Origin of the sequence: Methylobacterium sp. WL120, from assembly GCF_008039465.1 — a bacterium.
Taxonomy (GTDB): Bacteria; Pseudomonadota; Alphaproteobacteria; order Rhizobiales; family Beijerinckiaceae; genus Methylobacterium; species Methylobacterium cerastii.
Genome location: NZ_VRUT01000109.1, coordinates 1 through 16,341 on the forward strand (window position 1 = coordinate 1; position 16,341 = coordinate 16,341).

At 70.4% G+C, this 16,341-nt stretch carries 20 protein-coding genes and 1 pseudogene; 12 read left to right on the plus strand and 9 right to left on the minus strand.

What is annotated here, in order from left to right; translation table 11 throughout:
- From FV229_RS18510 to FV229_RS18535, 6 genes and pseudogenes are all read left to right on the plus strand, one after another.
- Positions 1 to 276 (plus strand): annotated as a pseudogene (locus tag FV229_RS18510) (hypothetical protein); the annotation flags it as partial.
- Between the two features lie 22 nt (positions 277 to 298).
- Positions 299 to 958 (plus strand): HAD-IA family hydrolase, encoded by a 660-nt coding sequence (locus FV229_RS18515; RefSeq protein ID WP_147753372.1) that lies wholly within the window; start codon positions 299 to 301, stop codon positions 956 to 958.
- Between the two features lie 42 nt (positions 959 to 1,000).
- Positions 1,001 to 1,795 carry an ATP12 family protein gene (locus FV229_RS18520; RefSeq protein WP_147753373.1) on the plus strand — a complete coding sequence of 265 codons (795 nt, stop codon included), beginning with the start codon at positions 1,001 to 1,003 and terminating at the stop codon, positions 1,793 to 1,795.
- A 173-nt stretch (positions 1,796 to 1,968) separates the two neighbouring features.
- Positions 1,969 to 3,501: an acyl-CoA carboxylase subunit beta gene (locus FV229_RS18525; RefSeq protein ID WP_147753374.1), complete on the plus strand. Its 1,533-nt coding sequence runs from the start codon at positions 1,969 to 1,971 to the stop codon at positions 3,499 to 3,501.
- Positions 3,502 to 3,578: 77 nt separating this feature from the next.
- On the plus strand, positions 3,579 to 3,839 hold the full coding sequence (locus FV229_RS18530; protein WP_147753375.1) for a type II toxin-antitoxin system HicA family toxin: 261 nt from the start codon (positions 3,579 to 3,581) through the stop codon (positions 3,837 to 3,839).
- Positions 3,836 to 4,165 (plus strand): type II toxin-antitoxin system HicB family antitoxin, encoded by a 330-nt coding sequence (locus tag FV229_RS18535; RefSeq protein ID WP_147753376.1) that lies wholly within the window; start codon positions 3,836 to 3,838, stop codon positions 4,163 to 4,165. The genes FV229_RS18530 and FV229_RS18535 overlap by 4 nt, the downstream gene beginning before the upstream one ends.
- Before the next feature lie 15 nt (positions 4,166 to 4,180).
- On the opposite strand, the gene FV229_RS18540 is transcribed toward FV229_RS18535, so the two are convergent.
- The 4 genes from FV229_RS18540 to FV229_RS18555 form a co-directional block, all read right to left on the minus strand.
- Positions 4,181 to 4,627: an ABC transporter ATPase gene (locus FV229_RS18540; protein WP_147753377.1), complete on the minus strand. Its 447-nt coding sequence runs from the start codon at positions 4,625 to 4,627 to the stop codon at positions 4,181 to 4,183.
- A gap of 61 nt (positions 4,628 to 4,688) precedes the next feature.
- On the minus strand, positions 4,689 to 5,609 hold the full coding sequence (locus FV229_RS18545; RefSeq protein WP_147753378.1) for a metallophosphoesterase: 921 nt from the start codon (positions 5,607 to 5,609) through the stop codon (positions 4,689 to 4,691).
- Positions 5,610 to 5,770: 161 nt separating this feature from the next.
- Complete coding sequence (locus FV229_RS18550) at positions 5,771 to 5,995, minus strand: hypothetical protein (RefSeq protein ID WP_147753379.1); 225 nt, start codon at positions 5,993 to 5,995, stop codon at positions 5,771 to 5,773.
- A gap of 202 nt (positions 5,996 to 6,197) precedes the next feature.
- A complete protein-coding gene (locus FV229_RS18555) occupies positions 6,198 to 7,589 on the minus strand; it encodes an aminotransferase (protein WP_147753380.1) in 1,392 nt (463 codons plus the stop codon).
- Positions 7,590 to 7,714: 125 nt separating this feature from the next.
- Between FV229_RS18555 and FV229_RS18560 the strand changes: the two genes are divergently transcribed.
- Positions 7,715 to 8,251 carry a hypothetical protein gene (locus tag FV229_RS18560; RefSeq protein ID WP_147753381.1) on the plus strand — a complete coding sequence of 179 codons (537 nt, stop codon included), beginning with the start codon at positions 7,715 to 7,717 and terminating at the stop codon, positions 8,249 to 8,251.
- Between the two features lie 286 nt (positions 8,252 to 8,537).
- Here FV229_RS18560 and FV229_RS28590 read toward each other — a convergent pair whose 3' ends face one another.
- From FV229_RS28590 to FV229_RS18570, 3 genes are all read right to left on the minus strand, one after another.
- Complete coding sequence (locus tag FV229_RS28590) at positions 8,538 to 8,741, minus strand: hypothetical protein (RefSeq protein ID WP_348644192.1); 204 nt, start codon at positions 8,739 to 8,741, stop codon at positions 8,538 to 8,540.
- 190 nt (positions 8,742 to 8,931) lie between these two features.
- Positions 8,932 to 9,162: a hypothetical protein gene (locus FV229_RS28595; RefSeq protein WP_348644193.1), complete on the minus strand. Its 231-nt coding sequence runs from the start codon at positions 9,160 to 9,162 to the stop codon at positions 8,932 to 8,934.
- 182 nt (positions 9,163 to 9,344) lie between these two features.
- Positions 9,345 to 9,770: a hypothetical protein gene (locus FV229_RS18570; RefSeq protein ID WP_348644194.1), complete on the minus strand. Its 426-nt coding sequence runs from the start codon at positions 9,768 to 9,770 to the stop codon at positions 9,345 to 9,347.
- 430 nt (positions 9,771 to 10,200) lie between these two features.
- On the opposite strand from FV229_RS18570, the gene FV229_RS18575 reads away from it, so the two are divergent.
- The 4 genes from FV229_RS18575 (at position 10,201) to greA (ending at position 13,881) form a co-directional block, all read left to right on the plus strand.
- Positions 10,201 to 11,361: a cell wall hydrolase gene (locus tag FV229_RS18575; protein WP_147753388.1), complete on the plus strand. Its 1,161-nt coding sequence runs from the start codon at positions 10,201 to 10,203 to the stop codon at positions 11,359 to 11,361.
- Between the two features lie 205 nt (positions 11,362 to 11,566).
- Positions 11,567 to 12,208, plus strand: a complete 642-nt coding sequence (locus FV229_RS18580; protein ID WP_147753382.1) for a hypothetical protein — start codon at positions 11,567 to 11,569, stop codon at positions 12,206 to 12,208.
- Between the two features lie 132 nt (positions 12,209 to 12,340).
- Positions 12,341 to 13,327 carry an MDR family oxidoreductase gene (locus FV229_RS18585; protein WP_147753383.1) on the plus strand — a complete coding sequence of 329 codons (987 nt, stop codon included), beginning with the start codon at positions 12,341 to 12,343 and terminating at the stop codon, positions 13,325 to 13,327.
- Positions 13,328 to 13,413: 86 nt separating this feature from the next.
- Complete coding sequence (gene greA / locus FV229_RS18590; protein ID WP_147753384.1) at positions 13,414 to 13,881, plus strand: transcription elongation factor GreA; 468 nt, start codon at positions 13,414 to 13,416, stop codon at positions 13,879 to 13,881.
- On the opposite strand, the gene FV229_RS18595 is transcribed toward greA, so the two are convergent.
- On the minus strand, positions 13,868 to 14,785 hold the full coding sequence (locus FV229_RS18595; protein ID WP_147753385.1) for a LysR family transcriptional regulator: 918 nt from the start codon (positions 14,783 to 14,785) through the stop codon (positions 13,868 to 13,870). The genes greA and FV229_RS18595 overlap by 14 nt on opposite strands.
- A gap of 140 nt (positions 14,786 to 14,925) precedes the next feature.
- Between FV229_RS18595 and wrbA the strand changes: the two genes are divergently transcribed.
- The gene (gene wrbA / locus FV229_RS18600; protein ID WP_147753386.1) at positions 14,926 to 15,525 is read left to right on the plus strand and encodes an NAD(P)H:quinone oxidoreductase; all 600 of its coding nucleotides are present in this window, start codon (positions 14,926 to 14,928) and stop codon (positions 15,523 to 15,525) included.
- Positions 15,526 to 15,699: 174 nt separating this feature from the next.
- On the opposite strand, the gene FV229_RS18605 is transcribed toward wrbA, so the two are convergent.
- Positions 15,700 to 16,341 (minus strand): L-threonylcarbamoyladenylate synthase (locus FV229_RS18605; protein ID WP_147753387.1); only part of this gene is annotated, 642 nt, incomplete at its 5' end.

A 16,341-nucleotide genomic window follows, 5' to 3' on the forward strand; every position in this document is an offset into this window, starting at 1 on the left:
GCGCAGCCGTCGCTCGGCCGCGCCGGCCCGCCTGGCGTCCGCGCCGGCGACAAGCGGCGGCGCTCCTACGCCGCCTGCAACCGCGCCTCGCATGCGCGCGCGCTCCAGGGCGGCCGCCGCCGCCGCTTCCTGATCCGGTGCAAGCTCGGCTACGAACGGCCGCGCACCCCCTCGGCGCAGCAGCAGCAATCGCAGCCGTTGCAGCAACAGGCTCCGGCCTCGCCCCCCGCGCCCGCCCCGATGACGGCGCCCGCGCCCGCCGAGCGCAAGCCGTGAGGCGGCTCCGCCGTCCCGGCGCGTGAAGCTCGTCGTCTTCGACGTCGACGGCACGCTGGTCGACAGCCAGCACCTGATCGTCGCCGCGCAGGGCACGGCCTTCGCCGAGAACGGCCTGCCGGCGCCGAGCCGCGCCGAATCGCTCTCCGTGGTCGGCCTGTCGCTGCCGCAGGCCTTCCGCCGCCTCGTCGGCGACGACGGCCCGGTCGCGGCCCTTTCGGAGAGCTACAAGCGCGCCTTCAACGCGCTGCGCCTCGACCCGGATTACGAGGAGCCGCTGTTTCCCGGCATGGGCGAACTGATCGCGCGCCTGCACGCCCGCGACGACGTGCGACTCGGGATCGCCACCGGCAAGTCGCGGCGCGGCGTCGACCACCTCGTCGCCTTCAACGGCTGGGAGGGTTGGTTTTCCACCACCCAGACCGCCGACGACGCGCCCTCCAAGCCCGATCCGGCGATGCTGAACCAGGCGATGGCCGAGGCGGGCGTCGGCCCCTCCGCCACCGTGATGGTGGGCGACACCTCCTACGACATGGCGATGGCGGTGGCGGCAGGCGCCGCCGCGGTCGGCGTGGCCTGGGGCTACCATCCGCCCGGCGCCCTGTTCGGCGCCGGCGCCGTGACCGTGGTGGAGACCGCCGCGGCTTTGGGCGACCTGTTCCGCGACCCCGCGGAGCGCTGAGCGGGCTCGCGAAACCGCGCGCGATCCCTTAATCTCCGAGCCATGAGCGACGACGTCACCCAAGATTGGCTGGGACAGCCTTCCGACACCCCGCGCCCCGACCCGATGCGGGCGGTGCGCGACCACGGCAAGCCGGTGCTGCCGAAGCGCTTCTACAAGGAGACCGGGTTCGCCGAGGGCGAAGGCGGCTTCCGCCTGACGCTGGACGGGCGCCCGGCCAACACCCCGGCGCGCAACCCGCTGGCGGCGCCGACGCGGGCGCTGGCCGAACGCCTCGCCGCCGAGTGGGCGGCGCAAGGCGAGACCATCGACCCCGCGAAGATGCCGTTCACGCGGCTGATCAACACCGCGATCGACGGCGTCGCCCCGCGCATGGCGGCGGTGGCCGAGGACCTGTGGCCCTATGCCGGCACCGACCTCGTCGCCTACCGCGCCGGCACGCCCGAGCGGCTCGTGGCGGCGCAGGCAGAAGCCTGGGACCCGATCCTCGATTGGGCGCGCGAGGCTCTGGGCGCCCGGCTGATCCTCAGCGAGGGCGTGATGCACGTGACGCAGCCGGAGGATTCGGTGGCGGCCCTGCGCGCGGCGGTCTCGGCGATCGACGACCCGTTCCGGCTCGCCGCCTTCCACACCCTGACGACGCTGAGCGGCTCGCTGCTGATCGCGTTGGCCGTGCTCGCCGGGCGCCTCACCGCTGAGGAGGGCTGGGAGGCCGCCCACGTCGACGAGACCTACCAGACCGCCGTCTGGGGCGCGGACGAGGACGCCACGACGCGGCTCGCCGGACGCAAGGTCGAGTTCCTGGCCGCCGCCGAGGTGGCGGCGCTGGCCCGCTAGGCGCCGCTCGCGCGGACCGGAAAATTCGGCTTTTCGCCGGGCCAAAACAGGTTCAATTCCCCGGCGCGGAACTGCATGCTAAGGCGCTGTTCAAGCTTGGGCACGCCGTCCTGATCGGGCGGCCTGCGCAAGGAACAAGAACTCCCTACGCCTGAGGCAGGACCGCTCGACCCATGAAGGACATCCTGGAAAAGCTCGAGGAGCGCCGCTCGCTCGCCCGCCTCGGCGGCGGCGAGAAGCGGGTCGACGCCCAGCACAAGCGCGGCAAGCTCACGGCGCGCGAGCGCATCGAACTCCTGCTCGACCACGGGTCGTTCGAAGAGTTCGACATGTTCGTGCAGCACCGCTCGACCGATTTCGGGATGGAGAAGCAGAAGATCCCCGGCGACGGCGTCGTCACCGGCTGGGGCACCATCAACGGCCGCACCGTGTTCCTGTTCTCGAAGGACTTCACGGTGTTCGGCGGCTCGCTGTCGGAGACGCACGCCGCCAAGATCGTCAAGGTTCAGGACATGGCGCTGAAGATGCGCGCCCCGATCATCGGCATCTTCGACGCCGGCGGCGCGCGCATCCAGGAGGGCGTGGCCGCGCTCGGCGGCTACGGCGAGGTGTTCCGCCGCAACGTCATGGCGTCCGGCGTGATCCCGCAGATCTCCGTCATCATGGGCCCGTGCGCGGGCGGCGACGTCTACTCGCCGGCCATGACCGACTTCATCTTCATGGTCCGCGACACGAGCTACATGTTCGTCACCGGCCCCGACGTGGTGAAGACCGTCACGAACGAGGTCGTCACCGCCGAGGAGCTCGGCGGCGCCAAGGTCCACACCACGAAGTCGTCGATCGCCGACGGCTCGTTCGAGAACGACGTCGAGGCCCTTCTTCAGATCCGCCGCCTCGTCGACTTCCTGCCGGCCAACAACATCGACGGCGTGCCGGAGATCGAGAGCTTCGACGACCCCTTACGCCTCGACAAGTCGCTCGACACCCTGATCCCGGACAACCCGAACAAGCCCTACGACATGGGCGAGCTGATCCGCCGCGTGGTCGACGAGGGCGACTTCTTCGAGATCCAGGCGGCTTACGCCCGCAACATCATGACCGGGTTCGGCCGGATCGAGGGCCGCACCGTCGGCTTCGTGGCCAACCAGCCGATGGTGTTGGCGGGCGTGCTCGACGCGGACGCCTCGCGCAAGGCCGCCCGCTTCGTGCGCTTCTGCGACGCCTTCTCGATCCCGATCGTGACCTTCGTCGACGTGCCGGGTTTCCTGCCGGGCACCGCGCAGGAATACGGCGGCCTGATCAAGCACGGCGCCAAGCTGCTCTTCGCCTATTCCCAGGCGACGGTGCCGCTCGTCACCATCATCACGCGAAAGGCCTTCGGCGGCGCCTACGACGTGATGGCCTCCAAGCACGTCGGCGCCGACCTGAACTACGCCTGGCCCACCGCGCAGATCGCGGTGATGGGCGCCAAGGGCGCGGTCGAGATCATCTTCCGCAGCGAGCTCGGCGACGCCGACAAGATCGCCGGCCGGACCACCGAGTACGAGGACCGCTTCCTGTCGCCGTTCGTGGCGGCCGAGCGCGGCTACATCGACGAAGTGATCATGCCGCATTCCACCCGCAAGCGCATCGCGCGGGCGCTGGGCATGCTGCGCACCAAGGAGATGGAGCAGCCCTGGAAGAAGCACGACAACATCCCGCTCTGAGGACGGGCTGAGATCGTCGCACACGTCGGCGCTCGCATCGGGGAGCGCCGACGTGTGATACTGGCTTTCGATATCATATGAAGCTCAGCGGGCGGCATCGGGCGACGCTGGCGGCGATCCTCGCCGATCCGGTGCGCTCGGGCGTCGTCTGGACCGACATCGAGGCCCTGATGATCGCCTGCGGTGCGGAGGTCACGGAGGGCCGGGGATCGCGAATCCGGGTCGCGCTGAACGGCGTGCGCGCCGTATGCCATCGGCGCCATCCGCAGAATGAGACGGACAAGGGCGCGGTCAAGTCGGTGCGACGCGTCCTGTTCGAGGCCGGAGTCACGCCATGACGACGATGCAGTATCGAAACTACGAGGCGTCCGTCGAATACGACCCGGAGGCCGACCTCTTTCACGGCGAGATCCTGGATCTTCGCGACGTGATCACGTTTCAGGGCCGGTCCGTCGACGTGTTGAAGCAGGCGCTCGCCGACAGCGTCGAGGATTACCTGGCGTTCTGCGCCGAGCGCGGGGAAGAGCCCGCGAAAGCCTATTCCGGGCAGTTCGTCGTGCGCGTCGAGCCGGGGCTGCATCGCGCGTTGGTCTCGTCGGCGCGCAGGGCCGGGATCAGCCTCAACAAGTGGGTCGCCCGCACCTTGGAGCAGGCGGCCGACTGAGACGGCCCGCCGCGTTCAGCTCCGGTCGCTGTGCTCGATCACGGCGCACATGGTCAGCGGCCCCTTGTCCGTGCCCGAGACGGAGCAGGTGATGCGGGCGCCGCCGGCGTCGACGTTGCTGTGGCGCAGGCGGCTCGCGGCCTCGCGGGCCTTGTGGGCGGCGGCCTCGATCACGTCGGCGCCGATCCCGGTGACGGCGTGGCCGGCCTTGCCGAACAGGGCGTAGTAGCCGTCGGGCGGGGCCTCGCCGCGGAACTGCGCGCCGACCGAGGAGAGCTGCGGGCCGCCGCAGGACAGCGTCAGGGTGGTGCCGTCGCCCGCCGAGAAGTTGGCGAAGTCGGTGCTGCGGTTGCCGGGGCTCGCCGCCGTCTCCTTCGCCACCTTGTCGATCAGGTCGCCGCATTCGTCGGCGAGCGCCGGGGCGGGCAGGGCGAGGATGAGGCCGACGAGAAGTGCGCGCATGCGGAGAACCTAGCGTGGGCGCAAAAAACGGCCAGCGCCGACGCATGAGGCGTCTCGCCGCTCAAGCGGAAGGCAAGAGGCTCGACCCAAGTTCCAAAAACACGATCTCGGGCGGGACGCCGAGGCGGACCGGGATGCGGCTGACGCCGAAGCCGCCCGACACGATCATGTGGCGGCCCTGCGTGACAACGTGGCCGTAGGAATAGTCGTGCCCGTGGATCGGGCGGATCGCCGGCGAATGGCCGAACAGGCGGATCTGCCCGCCATGGGTGTGCCCGGCGAGCGTGAGCGACACGCGCTCCGGCACGTCGACGAAGGCGTCCGGCTCGTGGATCATCAGGATCGCCGGCGCGTCGTCCGTGATCTTGGCCATCGTCGCGGGCAGGTCGTCGCGGCCGCTGTCGTCGTCGAACATCAGGAACGGCTGCTGGTCGCCGAGGCCGGCGACCCAGAACGGGTGCCCGTCCTTGGTCAGGCGCAGGGCGTCGTTCTCCATCACCGGGATGCCGACGGCCTCGAGCACGCGGCGCGCTTCCGGCACGCCGCCGCGGGCGGCCTGAGCCTCCGCGTCGTCCCACCAATCGTGGTTGCCGAGAATCGAGTAGGTGCCGAGCGGCGCGCGCAGGCCCGCGGCGAGGCGGGCGAACTCGGGAAGCGGCACGCGCTTCCACGCGATCCGGCCGGCGGCCGGATAGTCGCCCAGCATCAGGATCAGGTCGGGTGCCAGCGCGTTCGTGGCGTCGACGATCTCGGCGACGCGGTCGAGCGGCATGAACGGCTCGCAGACGTGGAAGTCGGCGAGCACCGCGACCTTGAGGGAGAGGCCCGGGGTCCAGTGCGGCAGGTGCGGGGCGTAGCGGGTCACCACAAGGCGGTGCAGCGGCTCCACCCCGAAGGCGTAGGCGCCGGTGGACAGCCCCGCCGCGGCCAGCGTGCCGCCGAGACCGGTCAGGACCTGCCTGCGGCTCGGCAGGATCAGCATGGAAGCCTCGGGTTCGCGTCGGTCGAGCATCCCTGGCCTCACACTCCGGCGAAAGCGCGGCGCGGACCTGGACGTGGACAACGATGACGCGAACCCGTCGAGAAACCCTGAACCGGACCGCAGAAAGCGGACCGGATCATGCTCCCGAATCGTGGGATCGCTCAGTCGAGCGGCACGTCCTCGTGCACGATGCCGAGCACGCCCTTGAGGTTGGTCCGCGGGGCGGCCTTGCCGGCCGGCTTCACCGAGTGGGCGGCGGCGGCGAGCGCCGGAAGCGCGAGGGGGCGGAAGCCGTAGCGGGCCTCGGCCTGGTCCATCTGCCGGCGCTCGGGCTCCTGTGCCTGGGCCTGCGTCTCCGAACCTTGCATCGCATCGGGGGCGTACATGGGATTTCCGTCCTGTGGTCGTTCGCACGGCGATGGCGCCGCCGCATGCTGCCCCCACGCCGCTCCAGGGCGATGGCGAGCGATTCGAGATCATCCGCCGGATCTGGAGCCGGCGGATGATCGATAAGGATGCAGTCGGCATGAACGCAGGCTTAAGAAATCGCCGCCGCATCGCAGCATTCGACGCACACGAAATCCGGTGTCAGGCGGCCGGCATCGCCTCCAGCCCCTCGGCCCTGATCCAGTCGGCGGTCCGGTCCAGCGCCCGGGTGAGGCGGTCGAACAGGTCGTCGATCTCGTCGGCCGTGATGATCAGCGGCGGGCACACGGCGATGCGGTCGCCCATCAGGAACCGGACGATCAGCCCTTCCGCTTGCGCGAAGGCGACGCAGCGGGCGGCGACTCCGGCCTTCGGCTCGTACTGCCGGCGCGACGCCTTGTCGGCGACGATCTCGAGCCCGCCGATCAGGCCGAGGCCGCGGGCCTCGCCGACGATCGGGTGCTCGGCGAGGCGCGACAGCCGCGCCTGGAAGTGCGGCGCCTTGGCTGCCACGCCCTCGACGATGCGCTCGCGCTTGTAGATCTCGATGGTCTTGAGCGCGACGGCGCAGGCGACGGGATGGCCGGAATAGGTGGTGCCGTGCCCGAACGTGCCGATCTTCCGGCTTTGCGCGCGCATCGCCTCGTAGAGCGGCTCGTCCACCGAGACGCCGCCGAGCGGCACGTAGCCCGAGGTCAGCGCCTTGGCGAAGGACAGGGTGTCGGGGCGCATGCCCAAAGCCTCGCTGCCGAACCAGGTGCCGAGGCGGCCGAAGCCGCAGATCACCTCGTCGGCGATGAAGCGCACCTCGTAGCGGGCGAGCACCGCCTGGATCGCGGCGAAGTAGCCCTCCGGCGGGACGATGGCGCCGCCGGCGCCCATCACCGGCTCGGCAATGAAGGCGGCCACCGTCTCCGGCCCCTCGCGCAGGATCGTGGCCTCGAGCTCGTCGGCCAGCCGCTGCGAGAAGGCGGCCTCCGTCTCGCCGGGTTCGGCGAAGCGGTAGAAGTGCGGGCAGCCGACATGATGGAAGCCGGGCAGCGGCAGGTCCCAGTCGGTGTGGTTGGCCGGCAGGCCGGTCATCGAGGCGGTGGCGATGGTGACGCCGTGATAGCCGCGCTGGCGCCCGATGATCTTCTTCTTCTTCGGCCGGCCCAGCGCGTTGTTGAGGTACCAGGCCAGCTTGACCTGCGTGTCGTTGGCTTCCGAGCCGGACGAGGTGAAGAAGATCTTCGAGGTCGGGACCGGCATGAGCTCCTTCAGCACCTCGGCCAGCTCGATCGCCGGGTCGTGGCTGCGGCCGGAGAACAGGTGGGTGAAGGGCAGCTTGGCCATCTGCTCGCGGGCGGCCTCGACGAGCTCGCCGTTGGAGTAGCCGAGCGCCGTGCACCAGAGGCCCGCCATGCCCTCGATGTAGGGCCGCCCCTCGGTGTCGTAGACGTGGACGCCGTCGCCGCGCTCCAGCACCAGAGGGCCGGCGCTGCGGTGCGCGTCGAGGTTGGTGTAGGGGTGGATCAGGGTTTCGACGTCGCGGACGGCGAGGTTCGAGAGCATGCGGGCGATCCGGTGCTGTGGCGCGTTGGCCCGCCACACTACCGACCCGATGCGGGCTCAGGTACCCCGACACGTTCGCGCGGCCTCGGGCCGCGCCCCTTTCGTAACCCAGACGCCGCGACGCGATGCTCGATCCCGCCACCATCGTCGCGACGCCGGCCCCCGGCCGGGCCTGCGGCGCCTGCACCCTGTGCTGCAAGGTCTACGACGTGCCCGCCGTCGAGAGCCTCGCCGGGCAATGGTGCCGCCACACCAAGGCCGGGCGGGGCTGCGCGATCCACGCCGACCGGCCCGACCATTGCCGCGCCTTCCACTGCCTGTGGATGACCGAGAGCTGGCTCGGCCCCGAATGGAAGCCCGACCGCGCCAAGATGGTGCTCAGCCTCGATCCGGTGAGCCGCAACATGAACGTGCAGGTCGACCCCGGCCAGCCGAAGGCCTGGACGCGCGAGCCGTATTACGGCCAGCTGAAGGCCTGGGCCGCATCCTCGCTGCCGATGAAGCGCCACGTCCTCGTCCACCTCGACAAGGCGACGACGGTGGTGCTGCCCGACCGGGACGTACCGCTCGGGACACTGACGGCCGACGACCGCATCGTGATGCGCGAGCGCATGGGCCCGCGGGGGCCGACCTTCGAGATCGAGGTGGTCCGCGGCGCCTAGCGCGTCTTTCGTGGTGCCGAGATCACGGACGGTGACTTGCCTCGTCGCGTGGTCGAGGTCGCCTTGTGCACGCCTTCCTACACCTCGCGCGAAACTGCTCCGGTTGTGGAAACCCCTGTCGCTACACTTACGCCTGACCGGTCGCGCCTGACCGGTCGCGCCTGACCGGTCGCGCCTGACCGGTCGAACGGTGCGAGCTTCCGCTGCGCCCTTCCCGACGTCGGTCCCTTCGGTAATCCGTCAGCTGACAGGTGGCACCGGCCGCCGGCTGAGGTCCGGCGCCTCCTCAATCGCCGTCGTCACACAGCGCCATGATGCGCGCACGGACCACATCGACCCGCCCCGCAGGACCACGGATGTTGCCTTCGAGACAATAATCGAAATCCTGTTTCTCGAGCAGCGCCCCGAATTGTTCTGCGATGAAACGGCGAATGTCGGCGTCGGCCCGCCGAACCTCGTCGACGATCTCTTCGCGTCCATCGACGACCAAGAGGACATCTTCCAGATCACAGCTGCCGAGAAGATCTCCTCCGCCGCGACCGAGGTATGCCTCGAACTTCGTCGCGAGGAAAAACTCGGGCTTCAGTATTTTGATGATGGTTTCCTTTGCGAGCGGACAATCGGTCGCCGTCGCAATTCCCCTGGCATACCATCGTTTCGTGAAGCCGAGGATGTTCGCATCATCGATGCATCACGTCGACCTTGAGCCCGGAAAGCGTCATTCGGCATATGATCGAGTCTTCGGACGCTTCGACGAAACCCTTCGTCCGCAATCGTGCCTGCGAGGCGGCCCATGCCGGACAACCGGCCGGATCGACGATCAAGTCCACGTCGTCCGTTGCCCTGACGTCTTCGAGGGTGACCGGATCGGTGGTGAACAGGGCCGTCGTGCAACCGCCGACGAAGACCAACCGGGGGCGGAGATCGGGACCAAGAGCCTGGTGACGAGCGTCAGCATCTCGAGCAATCGACCCCGAACGCTCATGTCCCGAGCAGCCGTTTCGAAAGCCGTTCCTTCGCCAAGCCCGCCTCGCGCTGGTTCCCGAGCCTGATGGCGTCGACGAGGGCAAGGTCTTCGTAGAGACGCACGTCGTTACGCGCCGCCTCCGGAACACTCTTGAACAACGGCGAGACGGATTGGCCGATATCGCCCTCCCGGGTCCGGCCAGACGTAGATGTAATTGCCGGCGCTCAAGAGTGCGCTTTTCAACATCGGCGCGCAGAACGCGGTCGGCAGCCCGCGTGTCATCGCCCCGGGCGAGGCAGGAAACACGAATTTCAGTCCATGAACGATGAAGTCGTAGAGATTTCGGCGATTGGGCTTCGGCCGACCCGTCGTGCGATCCTTGATCGCCATGCCATTTGAAAGAATACGCTTGAACGAAGCGCCGATCTCGGTCTTGCTGATCCCCAATTGAGATTCGAGCCCGCGAACGGAATAGGGCGCCTCGGCCCCGAGGTGCGATCGGATGCCGTCAGCGCCGGTTTCTTCCTCCTGCTGAAGGCTCACGAGCTTCAACAGGACCACGACATCCTAGCTCTTCATTCCGCTCATGCGCGTACGTCCTCTGTCCTAGGACGAAGGACACTCGGTCACGGGGAGGGATGTGCGTCAACGGGGCGATACGCTTCGACCTTCCTTCCCGGCCATACGTCGAAAGCGAAGGGCACCGATCCTCGGATGTCCCGCCGAAACCACGGCGGCTTCGAGCAAGGGGCATCGTCAAAGCGGTGGTGCCAGGAGTCTCCGGGGCAACCGTCGATCGGCCGCCCTTAACCCCTCCGCAACCATACCGCGCGATAAATTCCCGACCGCCATCCTCGCACCGGAACCAGCCGGGAGGATCGTCGGGTGTGGCTTATCGAGTACGGGTCGGTTCGGCGTGGGCACGAGACGAGGACGACGCGGACGGAGCTTCATCGGGCTCGGCACCGCCTTCACGCCCTGGATGGCCGGCCTCGGGCTGCTGGTCTCCTTCACGGCGAGCGCCGGCACCGAGACCAGCTTCGGGTCCAGCCGGCTCGTCGAGAGCGACCTGCGCCTGGTTCCGGCGCTGCCCGCCGGCACCGTGCTGATCGGCGCGAGCCTGCGCCGCGACGGCGCCGGCGCGATGCTCACCATCGAGCGGGCGGACGCCGTCCGCATCCGCCGCCGCGTCGGCGACGAGCCGCTGCAGGCCGACCTCAAGGCCGAGGCGCGGGTCTTTCCGATCGTCCAGCGCGGCGGCAAGGGCGATCCGGCGCGCGCGCCGGGGCCGAGTTTCGAGCGCACGGCCGCGTCGCTGCGCGAGGCCGGCGCCTCGCTGCTCTTCGCCAACCTCACCGGCAACGTCACCGGCCTGCTGACGCCGGGCGCCGCCACCTGGAACCCGGACCTCGAACCCGAGGCCGGCTTCGTGCCGGTGCCCGACCTCGGCCTCGGCCTCGGACGCGCCGATCCCGGCACGACCGCCGAGGACGACGCACGGGCCGAGGCCGACGAGGAGCGCCGCTCCGACGGCTCGACGCCGCCGGTGCCGCGCGCCGTGGCCCTGTCCTCGACGACGCCGGCTCCGGCCGACGCCACCCCGATCGAGGTCGCCTCGGCCAGCCTGATGCTGCCGGGATTCACCATCCGCACCGACCGGGCCGAGGCGCCGGCGGTCCAATCCGTCCCCGAGGACGCCCGCCACCGCTACGCCGACCTGATCGGGCCGGACGCCATGGACAAGGAACAGCGCTGCCTCGCGGAGGCCGTGTACTTCGAGTCGCGCAGCGAGCCCGAAGCCGGCCAGGCCGCCGTCGCCCAGGTGGTGCTGAACCGCGTGAAGAGCGGACTCTACCCGTCCAACGTCTGCGGGGTCGTCTACCAGAACCGCCACCGCTACATGGGCTGCCAGTTCTCCTTCGCCTGCGAGGGCAAGGCCCTGCGCATCACCGATTCGGGCTCGTGGGCCACCGCCACCCGCATCGCGCAATCGGTGATCGAGGGGCGGACCTACCTCGCCGAGGTCGGCGACGCGACCCACTACCACGCCGACTACGTGAAGCCCGGCTGGTCGCGGCGCCTGCGCAAGATGGACGTCATCGGCCGGCACATCTTCTACGAACTCAAGCCGGGGCAGACGTAAGGCCGGAAGACGAGCCGGTTTCCGAGATCGAATTCAGCGACGATTTACTTACGTAGACGGTAACTACGTAGTCCGGATCGAGGGTTAATTTTACCCTACTTTCCAATAGTGCTTGCTTGTACAGCAACCCGACGGCCTCTTGAGCGTCGAGATGAGCGCGCCCTTCGCGTCGTCCCACTCGTTCCGCGTATCAGAGGAAGCCGTCATGACCGCGCCGGTCGCCCGAAACACCCTGCTCTTCGCCGCCTTCGCCGGTGCCGTCCTCGTCGCATCGCCCGCTTCGGCCGGCGGCTGCTACGGCTCCGAGTGCTACCGCCACGTCTCGACCCCGCCGGTGTTCGACACCGTGCAGGAGAACGTGCTGGTGCGCCCGCCCCGCACCGTCTACCGCACCACGCCGCCGGTCTACGACACCGTGTCGGAGCGGGTGATGGTCTCGCCCGGCGGCCGCTCGTGGCAGACCCGCCGCGGCCCCTACGGCGAGCTGATCGGCTGCTGGGTCACCACCCCGCCGCAATACACCGTTCAGCACCGCCGCGTGCTGGTGCAGCCGGCCCAGTCCATCCCCGAGACGATCCCGCCGGAATACGCCAGCGTGAGCCGTCGCGTCCTGGTCGCGCCGGCCCGCTCGGGCTGGGTGCCGGTCGGAGGCGGCTACGGTGGTGGCGGCGGCTACGGTGGCGGCGGTTACGGCGGCGGCTACCAGGGCGTGGGCTACCAGGGCGGCGGCTTCGGCGGCCCGCGGATCGGCTCGATCCCGGACGCCGTCGGCATCGCCGGCGCGAGCTCGGCCGACATCGGCGTCGGCCTCGGCTTCTCCTCGGGCAGCGTCTACGACGGCTACTGATGCCCAGTCTCATGGGTCGAAACCCATGAGATCTGACGTGAACGCCACGACCCGCCGGAGCCGGCCCCTCCGGCGGGTTGATTTCGTGGAAGCTGCGCCACAGGTCCCCCCGACAAGCAGCGGGAGGCGAGCATGGCGCGGTTCAAGGCCTGGGTGATCGAGAAGGGCGAGGCCGGCCAAAACCTGTCCTTCACCGATTTCGACGAGGCCGACCTGATGGACGGCGACGTCACCGTCCGCGTCACCCATTCCTGCCTGAACTACAAGGACGGCTTGGCGATGACCGGCGCGTCGCCGGTGGTGCGCCGCTTCCCGATGATCCCCGGCATCGACTTCTCCGGCGTGGTCGAGGCCTCCGATCATCCTGAGTACAAGCCCGGCGACGCGGTGGTGCTCACCGGATGGGGCGTCGGCGAGACGCATCTCGGCGCCTACGCCGAGAAGGCGCGGGTGAAGGGCGACTGGCTTGTGCCGCTGCCCGCCGGCCTCTCGCCCGAGCAGACGATGGCGATCGGCACCGCCGGCTACACCGCGATGCTCTGCCTGATGGCGCTCGACGCCCACGGCGTGACACCGAAGGACGGCCCGGCCCTGGTCACCGGCGCCTCGGGCGGCGTCGGCTCGGTCGCGGTCGCGCTGCTGGCGCGCGCGGGCTGGCACGTGATGGCCTCGACCGGCCGCGCGGGGGAGGCGGATTACCTGAAATCCCTCGGCGCCGCCGAGATCGTCGACCGCGAGGAACTCGGCAAGCCCGGCCGGCCGCTGGGCAAGGAGCGCTGGGCGGCGGCGATCGACGCGGTCGGCTCGACGACGCTCGCCAACGTGCTGGCCCAGACCAAGGCCGACGGGGCGGTCGCCGCCTGCGGCCTGGCGCAGGGCATGGACCTGCCGACCTCGGTCGCGCCCTTCATCCTGCGCGGGGTGTCGCTGCTCGGCATCAACAGCGTGACGACCCCGCAGGCCAAGCGCCGCGCGGCCTGGGCGCGGCTCGCCGCCGAGCTCGACCTCGACAAGCTCGCGGCGATGACGAACCGCGTCGGCCTCGCCGAGGTCGGCGGCCTCGGGCCCGACATCCTCTCGGGCAAGGTCCGCGGGCGGACGGTGGTCGAGGTCGGCTGAACCCGCGCGGCCTCGACTGGCCGCCCGCGGGTGATTGAGTCGGCGGCCGAACGGAACCTCGGCGCAAGCTCGGGCATTCTTGCCGCATGAGCATTGCATTCGTTCGCGAGAAGGAGGGCGGGGAAGCCTTCGAGGACCTCCCCGACCGCCCGATCTCCCCCCACACCAACTTCGTCACCCCGGCCGGGCTCGAGCAGATCGAGAAGGAGGTCGCGCGCCTCCAGGCGGAGCAGGCCAAGCTCACGCCCGACGACAAGGCCGACACCGCCCGCGTCACGCGCGACCTGCGCTACTGGACAACGCGGCTCGGCACGGCCCAGCTCGTCGAGGCGGTCGAGGGCGACACGGTGCATTTCGGCTCGACGGTGACGGTCCAGCGCGAGGACGACGCCCGCCAGACCTTCCACATCGTCGGCGAGGACGAGGCGGACCCGGCCAAGGGCTCGATCGCCTACGTCGCCCCGCTCGCCCGGGCGATCACCGGCAAGGGCGTCGGCGACGTCGTCGAAGTGAACGGGCAAGAGGTCGAGATCTTGGAGATCAAGGCCGGCTGAGCACAGGCTCGCGCGCCCGGCGCTCGGGCAGTGGCCGCCCTTCCAGCATCGGGCGCAACGCTACGACCGCGTCGCCGACGAAGTCCATGAAGGCCCGGACGCGCACCGAGTGGCGCAGGTCCGGGTGGGTCAGCATCCACAGGCTGTCGGCGAAGGTCGGCTCGGCCGACCCGATGCGGCGCAACGCCGGCCGCGCGTCGGCGCTGAGGCAGGGCAAAAGCCCGATCCCGATGCCAGCCTCCACCGCCTCGCACAGTCCGGTCACCGTGTTGAGCCGAAGCGCGATGCGCTCCGGGTCGCCGTGCTCGGCGACAAAGCGCAAGAACCGCCCGTCGCCGACCGCCTCCGACAGCGTCACCCAATCCGCCCGGCGCGGGTCCGCTTCCGCTCGGTCGGCGCGGCCGTAGAGCGCCCAGCCGAGGGTCGCGAGGCGGCGCCCGAACAGGTTGGGCGACGGGTCGTTGCTGGCACGCACCGCCACGTCCGCGTCCCGGCGCGAGAGGTTCAGCGCGTCGTCGGACACCACCACGTCGAGGTGGATGCCCGGGCGGTGCGCGCGGAACGCGGCGAAGATCGGCATCAGCAGGTCGGTGACGAGGCCCGACGGCGCGGTGACCCGGAGCTGGCCGGTGGGTTCGGAGGCGCGCCCGGCGACCTCGCGCGCGAACTGCGACGCGGTCTCCTCCATGGCGCCGGCCGCCGCGACCATGGCGGTCCCGGCCTGCGTCGCCGCGTAGCCGGTGCGCGCGCGCTCGAACAGGCGGGTGCCGAGCGCCGCCTCGATCGCCGTCAGGCGCCGGAACGCCGTCGAGTGGTTGATGCCGAGCCGCGTTGCGGCCGCCGTCAGCCCGCCGTGGTCGGCGATGGCCTTGACCAGGCGGAAGTCGTCCCAGGGCCTCGCCATCTCTCGACCTTGCACGCATGCAAGACCATTCTTGCAGATTGGGGCATTTGCGCAAGGCCCGGCCGGGACGATCTTGCAGCCAGGGCGAGGCGGCCGCCGAGGCCGGCCCGGCCGCCCGGCCCTGCGAACGGAAGCCGACGATGACCAAGATCCTGGTGCTGTACTATTCCTCCTGGGGCCACGTGGAGACGCTTGCCCACGCCGCCGCCGAGGGCGCCCGCGAGACCGGCGCCGAGGTGCACGTGAAGCGCGTGCCCGAGCTGGTGCCGGAGGAGGTCGCGCGGCAGTCGCACTACAAGCTCGACCAGTCAGCCCCGATCGCCCAGCCCGACGAGCTCGCCGACTACGACGCGATCATCTTCGGGACGCCGACCCGCTACGGCAACATGGCCGCGCAGATGAAGCAGTTCATCGACCAGACCGGCGCCCTCTGGGCGAAGGGCGCGCTGGTCGGCAAGGTCGGCTCGGTGTTCACCTCCACCGCCACGCAGCATGGCGGGCAGGAGACGACGATCACAAGCTTCCACACCGTGCTGCTGCACCACGGCATGGTGATCGTCGGGTTGCCCTACGCGTTCCAGGGGATGAACGACGTCGGCACGGTGGCGGGCGGCACGCCCTACGGCGCCAGCACGATCGCGGGCGGCGACGGATCGCGCCAGCCGAGCGCGGTGGAACTCGACGGGGCGAAGTTCCAGGGCCGGCACGTGGCCGGGATCGCCGCCAAGCTCGCGGGCTGATCCGCGCCGGCGGCTCCGGCCACCGCGCCGGAGCCGCCTGAGGACAGCGCGCAAGAAAAAAGGCTCGGATTGCTCCGAGCCTGAAAGGGAAAAGGCCATTGGGGGCTGAACTGGCCTTCGTGGATGGGAAACATCCCGCCGACGCATCGGTTCCGCGACGCGCAAAAAAATTTTTCAGCGCGGCGCCGCGGCCCGTCCGAGGCGGTCGAGGATCGCCTCGCCGAGGCCGTCCGCGCGGATCGGCGACACCGCGATCGTCGCCGCGCCGGAGGCGTCGAGGTCGCGCAACGCCGCGAACAGCCGGGCGGCGGCTTCCGCGAGATCGCCGCGCGGGCTGAGGTTCAGCGCCATCCGCGCCTGTGCGATCCCGGCGGGCCGCGAGGCTCCGAACAGCAGCACCGCCTCGTCGGGCTCGATCGCCGTCGCATCGAGGCGCAGACGCGCGCGCGGGGCGTAGTGCGAGGCGAGGAGCCCCGGACCGACGGGCCGGGCCGCGGCGTCCGGCGCCGAGGCGTCGAGCGCCGTCCCGAGCACCGACAGGATCGCTGCGCGGGTGATGCCGCCGGGCCGGAGCAGCCGCGGCGGCCCGCCGAGGCAGGCGATCACCGTCGACTCGACGCCGACCGGGGTCTCGCCGCCATCGAGCACGGCGGCGATCCGCCCGTCGAGGTCGGCGAGGACGTGGTCGGCCCGCGTCGGGCTGACCCGGCCCGAGCGGTTCGCCGAGGGCGCCGCGACGGGCCGCCCGACCGCGGCGAGCAGGTCGCGGGCGAGCGGGTTCGACGGCACCCGCAGCGCGACGCTCGGCAGGCCGGC

Bases quoted from the DNA above. Each gene is read 5' to 3' on its own strand.
- FV229_RS18535 (WP_147753376.1), top strand. From the start codon at position 3,836: ATGACGACGATGCAGTATCGAAACTACGAGGCGTCCGTCGAATACGAC.
- FV229_RS18595 (WP_147753385.1), bottom strand. From the start codon at position 14,785: ATGGCGAGGCCCTGGGACGACTTCCGCCTGGTCAAGGCCATCGCCGAC.
- FV229_RS18555 (WP_147753380.1), bottom strand. From the start codon at position 7,589: ATGCTCTCGAACCTCGCCGTCCGCGACGTCGAAACCCTGATCCACCCC.
- FV229_RS18560 (WP_147753381.1), top strand. From the start codon at position 7,715: ATGCTCGATCCCGCCACCATCGTCGCGACGCCGGCCCCCGGCCGGGCC.
- FV229_RS18540 (WP_147753377.1), bottom strand. From the start codon at position 4,627: ATGCGCGCACTTCTCGTCGGCCTCATCCTCGCCCTGCCCGCCCCGGCG.
- FV229_RS18575 (WP_147753388.1), top strand. From the start codon at position 10,201: ATGGCCGGCCTCGGGCTGCTGGTCTCCTTCACGGCGAGCGCCGGCACC.
- FV229_RS18580 (WP_147753382.1), top strand. From the start codon at position 11,567: ATGACCGCGCCGGTCGCCCGAAACACCCTGCTCTTCGCCGCCTTCGCC.
- FV229_RS18525 (WP_147753374.1), top strand. From the start codon at position 1,969: ATGAAGGACATCCTGGAAAAGCTCGAGGAGCGCCGCTCGCTCGCCCGC.
- FV229_RS18550 (WP_147753379.1), bottom strand. From the start codon at position 5,995: ATGTACGCCCCCGATGCGATGCAAGGTTCGGAGACGCAGGCCCAGGCA.
- FV229_RS18530 (WP_147753375.1), top strand. From the start codon at position 3,579: ATGAAGCTCAGCGGGCGGCATCGGGCGACGCTGGCGGCGATCCTCGCC.
- wrbA (WP_147753386.1), top strand. From the start codon at position 14,926: ATGACCAAGATCCTGGTGCTGTACTATTCCTCCTGGGGCCACGTGGAG.
- FV229_RS18520 (WP_147753373.1), top strand. From the start codon at position 1,001: ATGAGCGACGACGTCACCCAAGATTGGCTGGGACAGCCTTCCGACACC.
- FV229_RS18545 (WP_147753378.1), bottom strand. From the start codon at position 5,609: ATGCTGATCCTGCCGAGCCGCAGGCAGGTCCTGACCGGTCTCGGCGGC.
- FV229_RS18585 (WP_147753383.1), top strand. From the start codon at position 12,341: ATGGCGCGGTTCAAGGCCTGGGTGATCGAGAAGGGCGAGGCCGGCCAA.
- greA (WP_147753384.1), top strand. From the start codon at position 13,414: ATGAGCATTGCATTCGTTCGCGAGAAGGAGGGCGGGGAAGCCTTCGAG.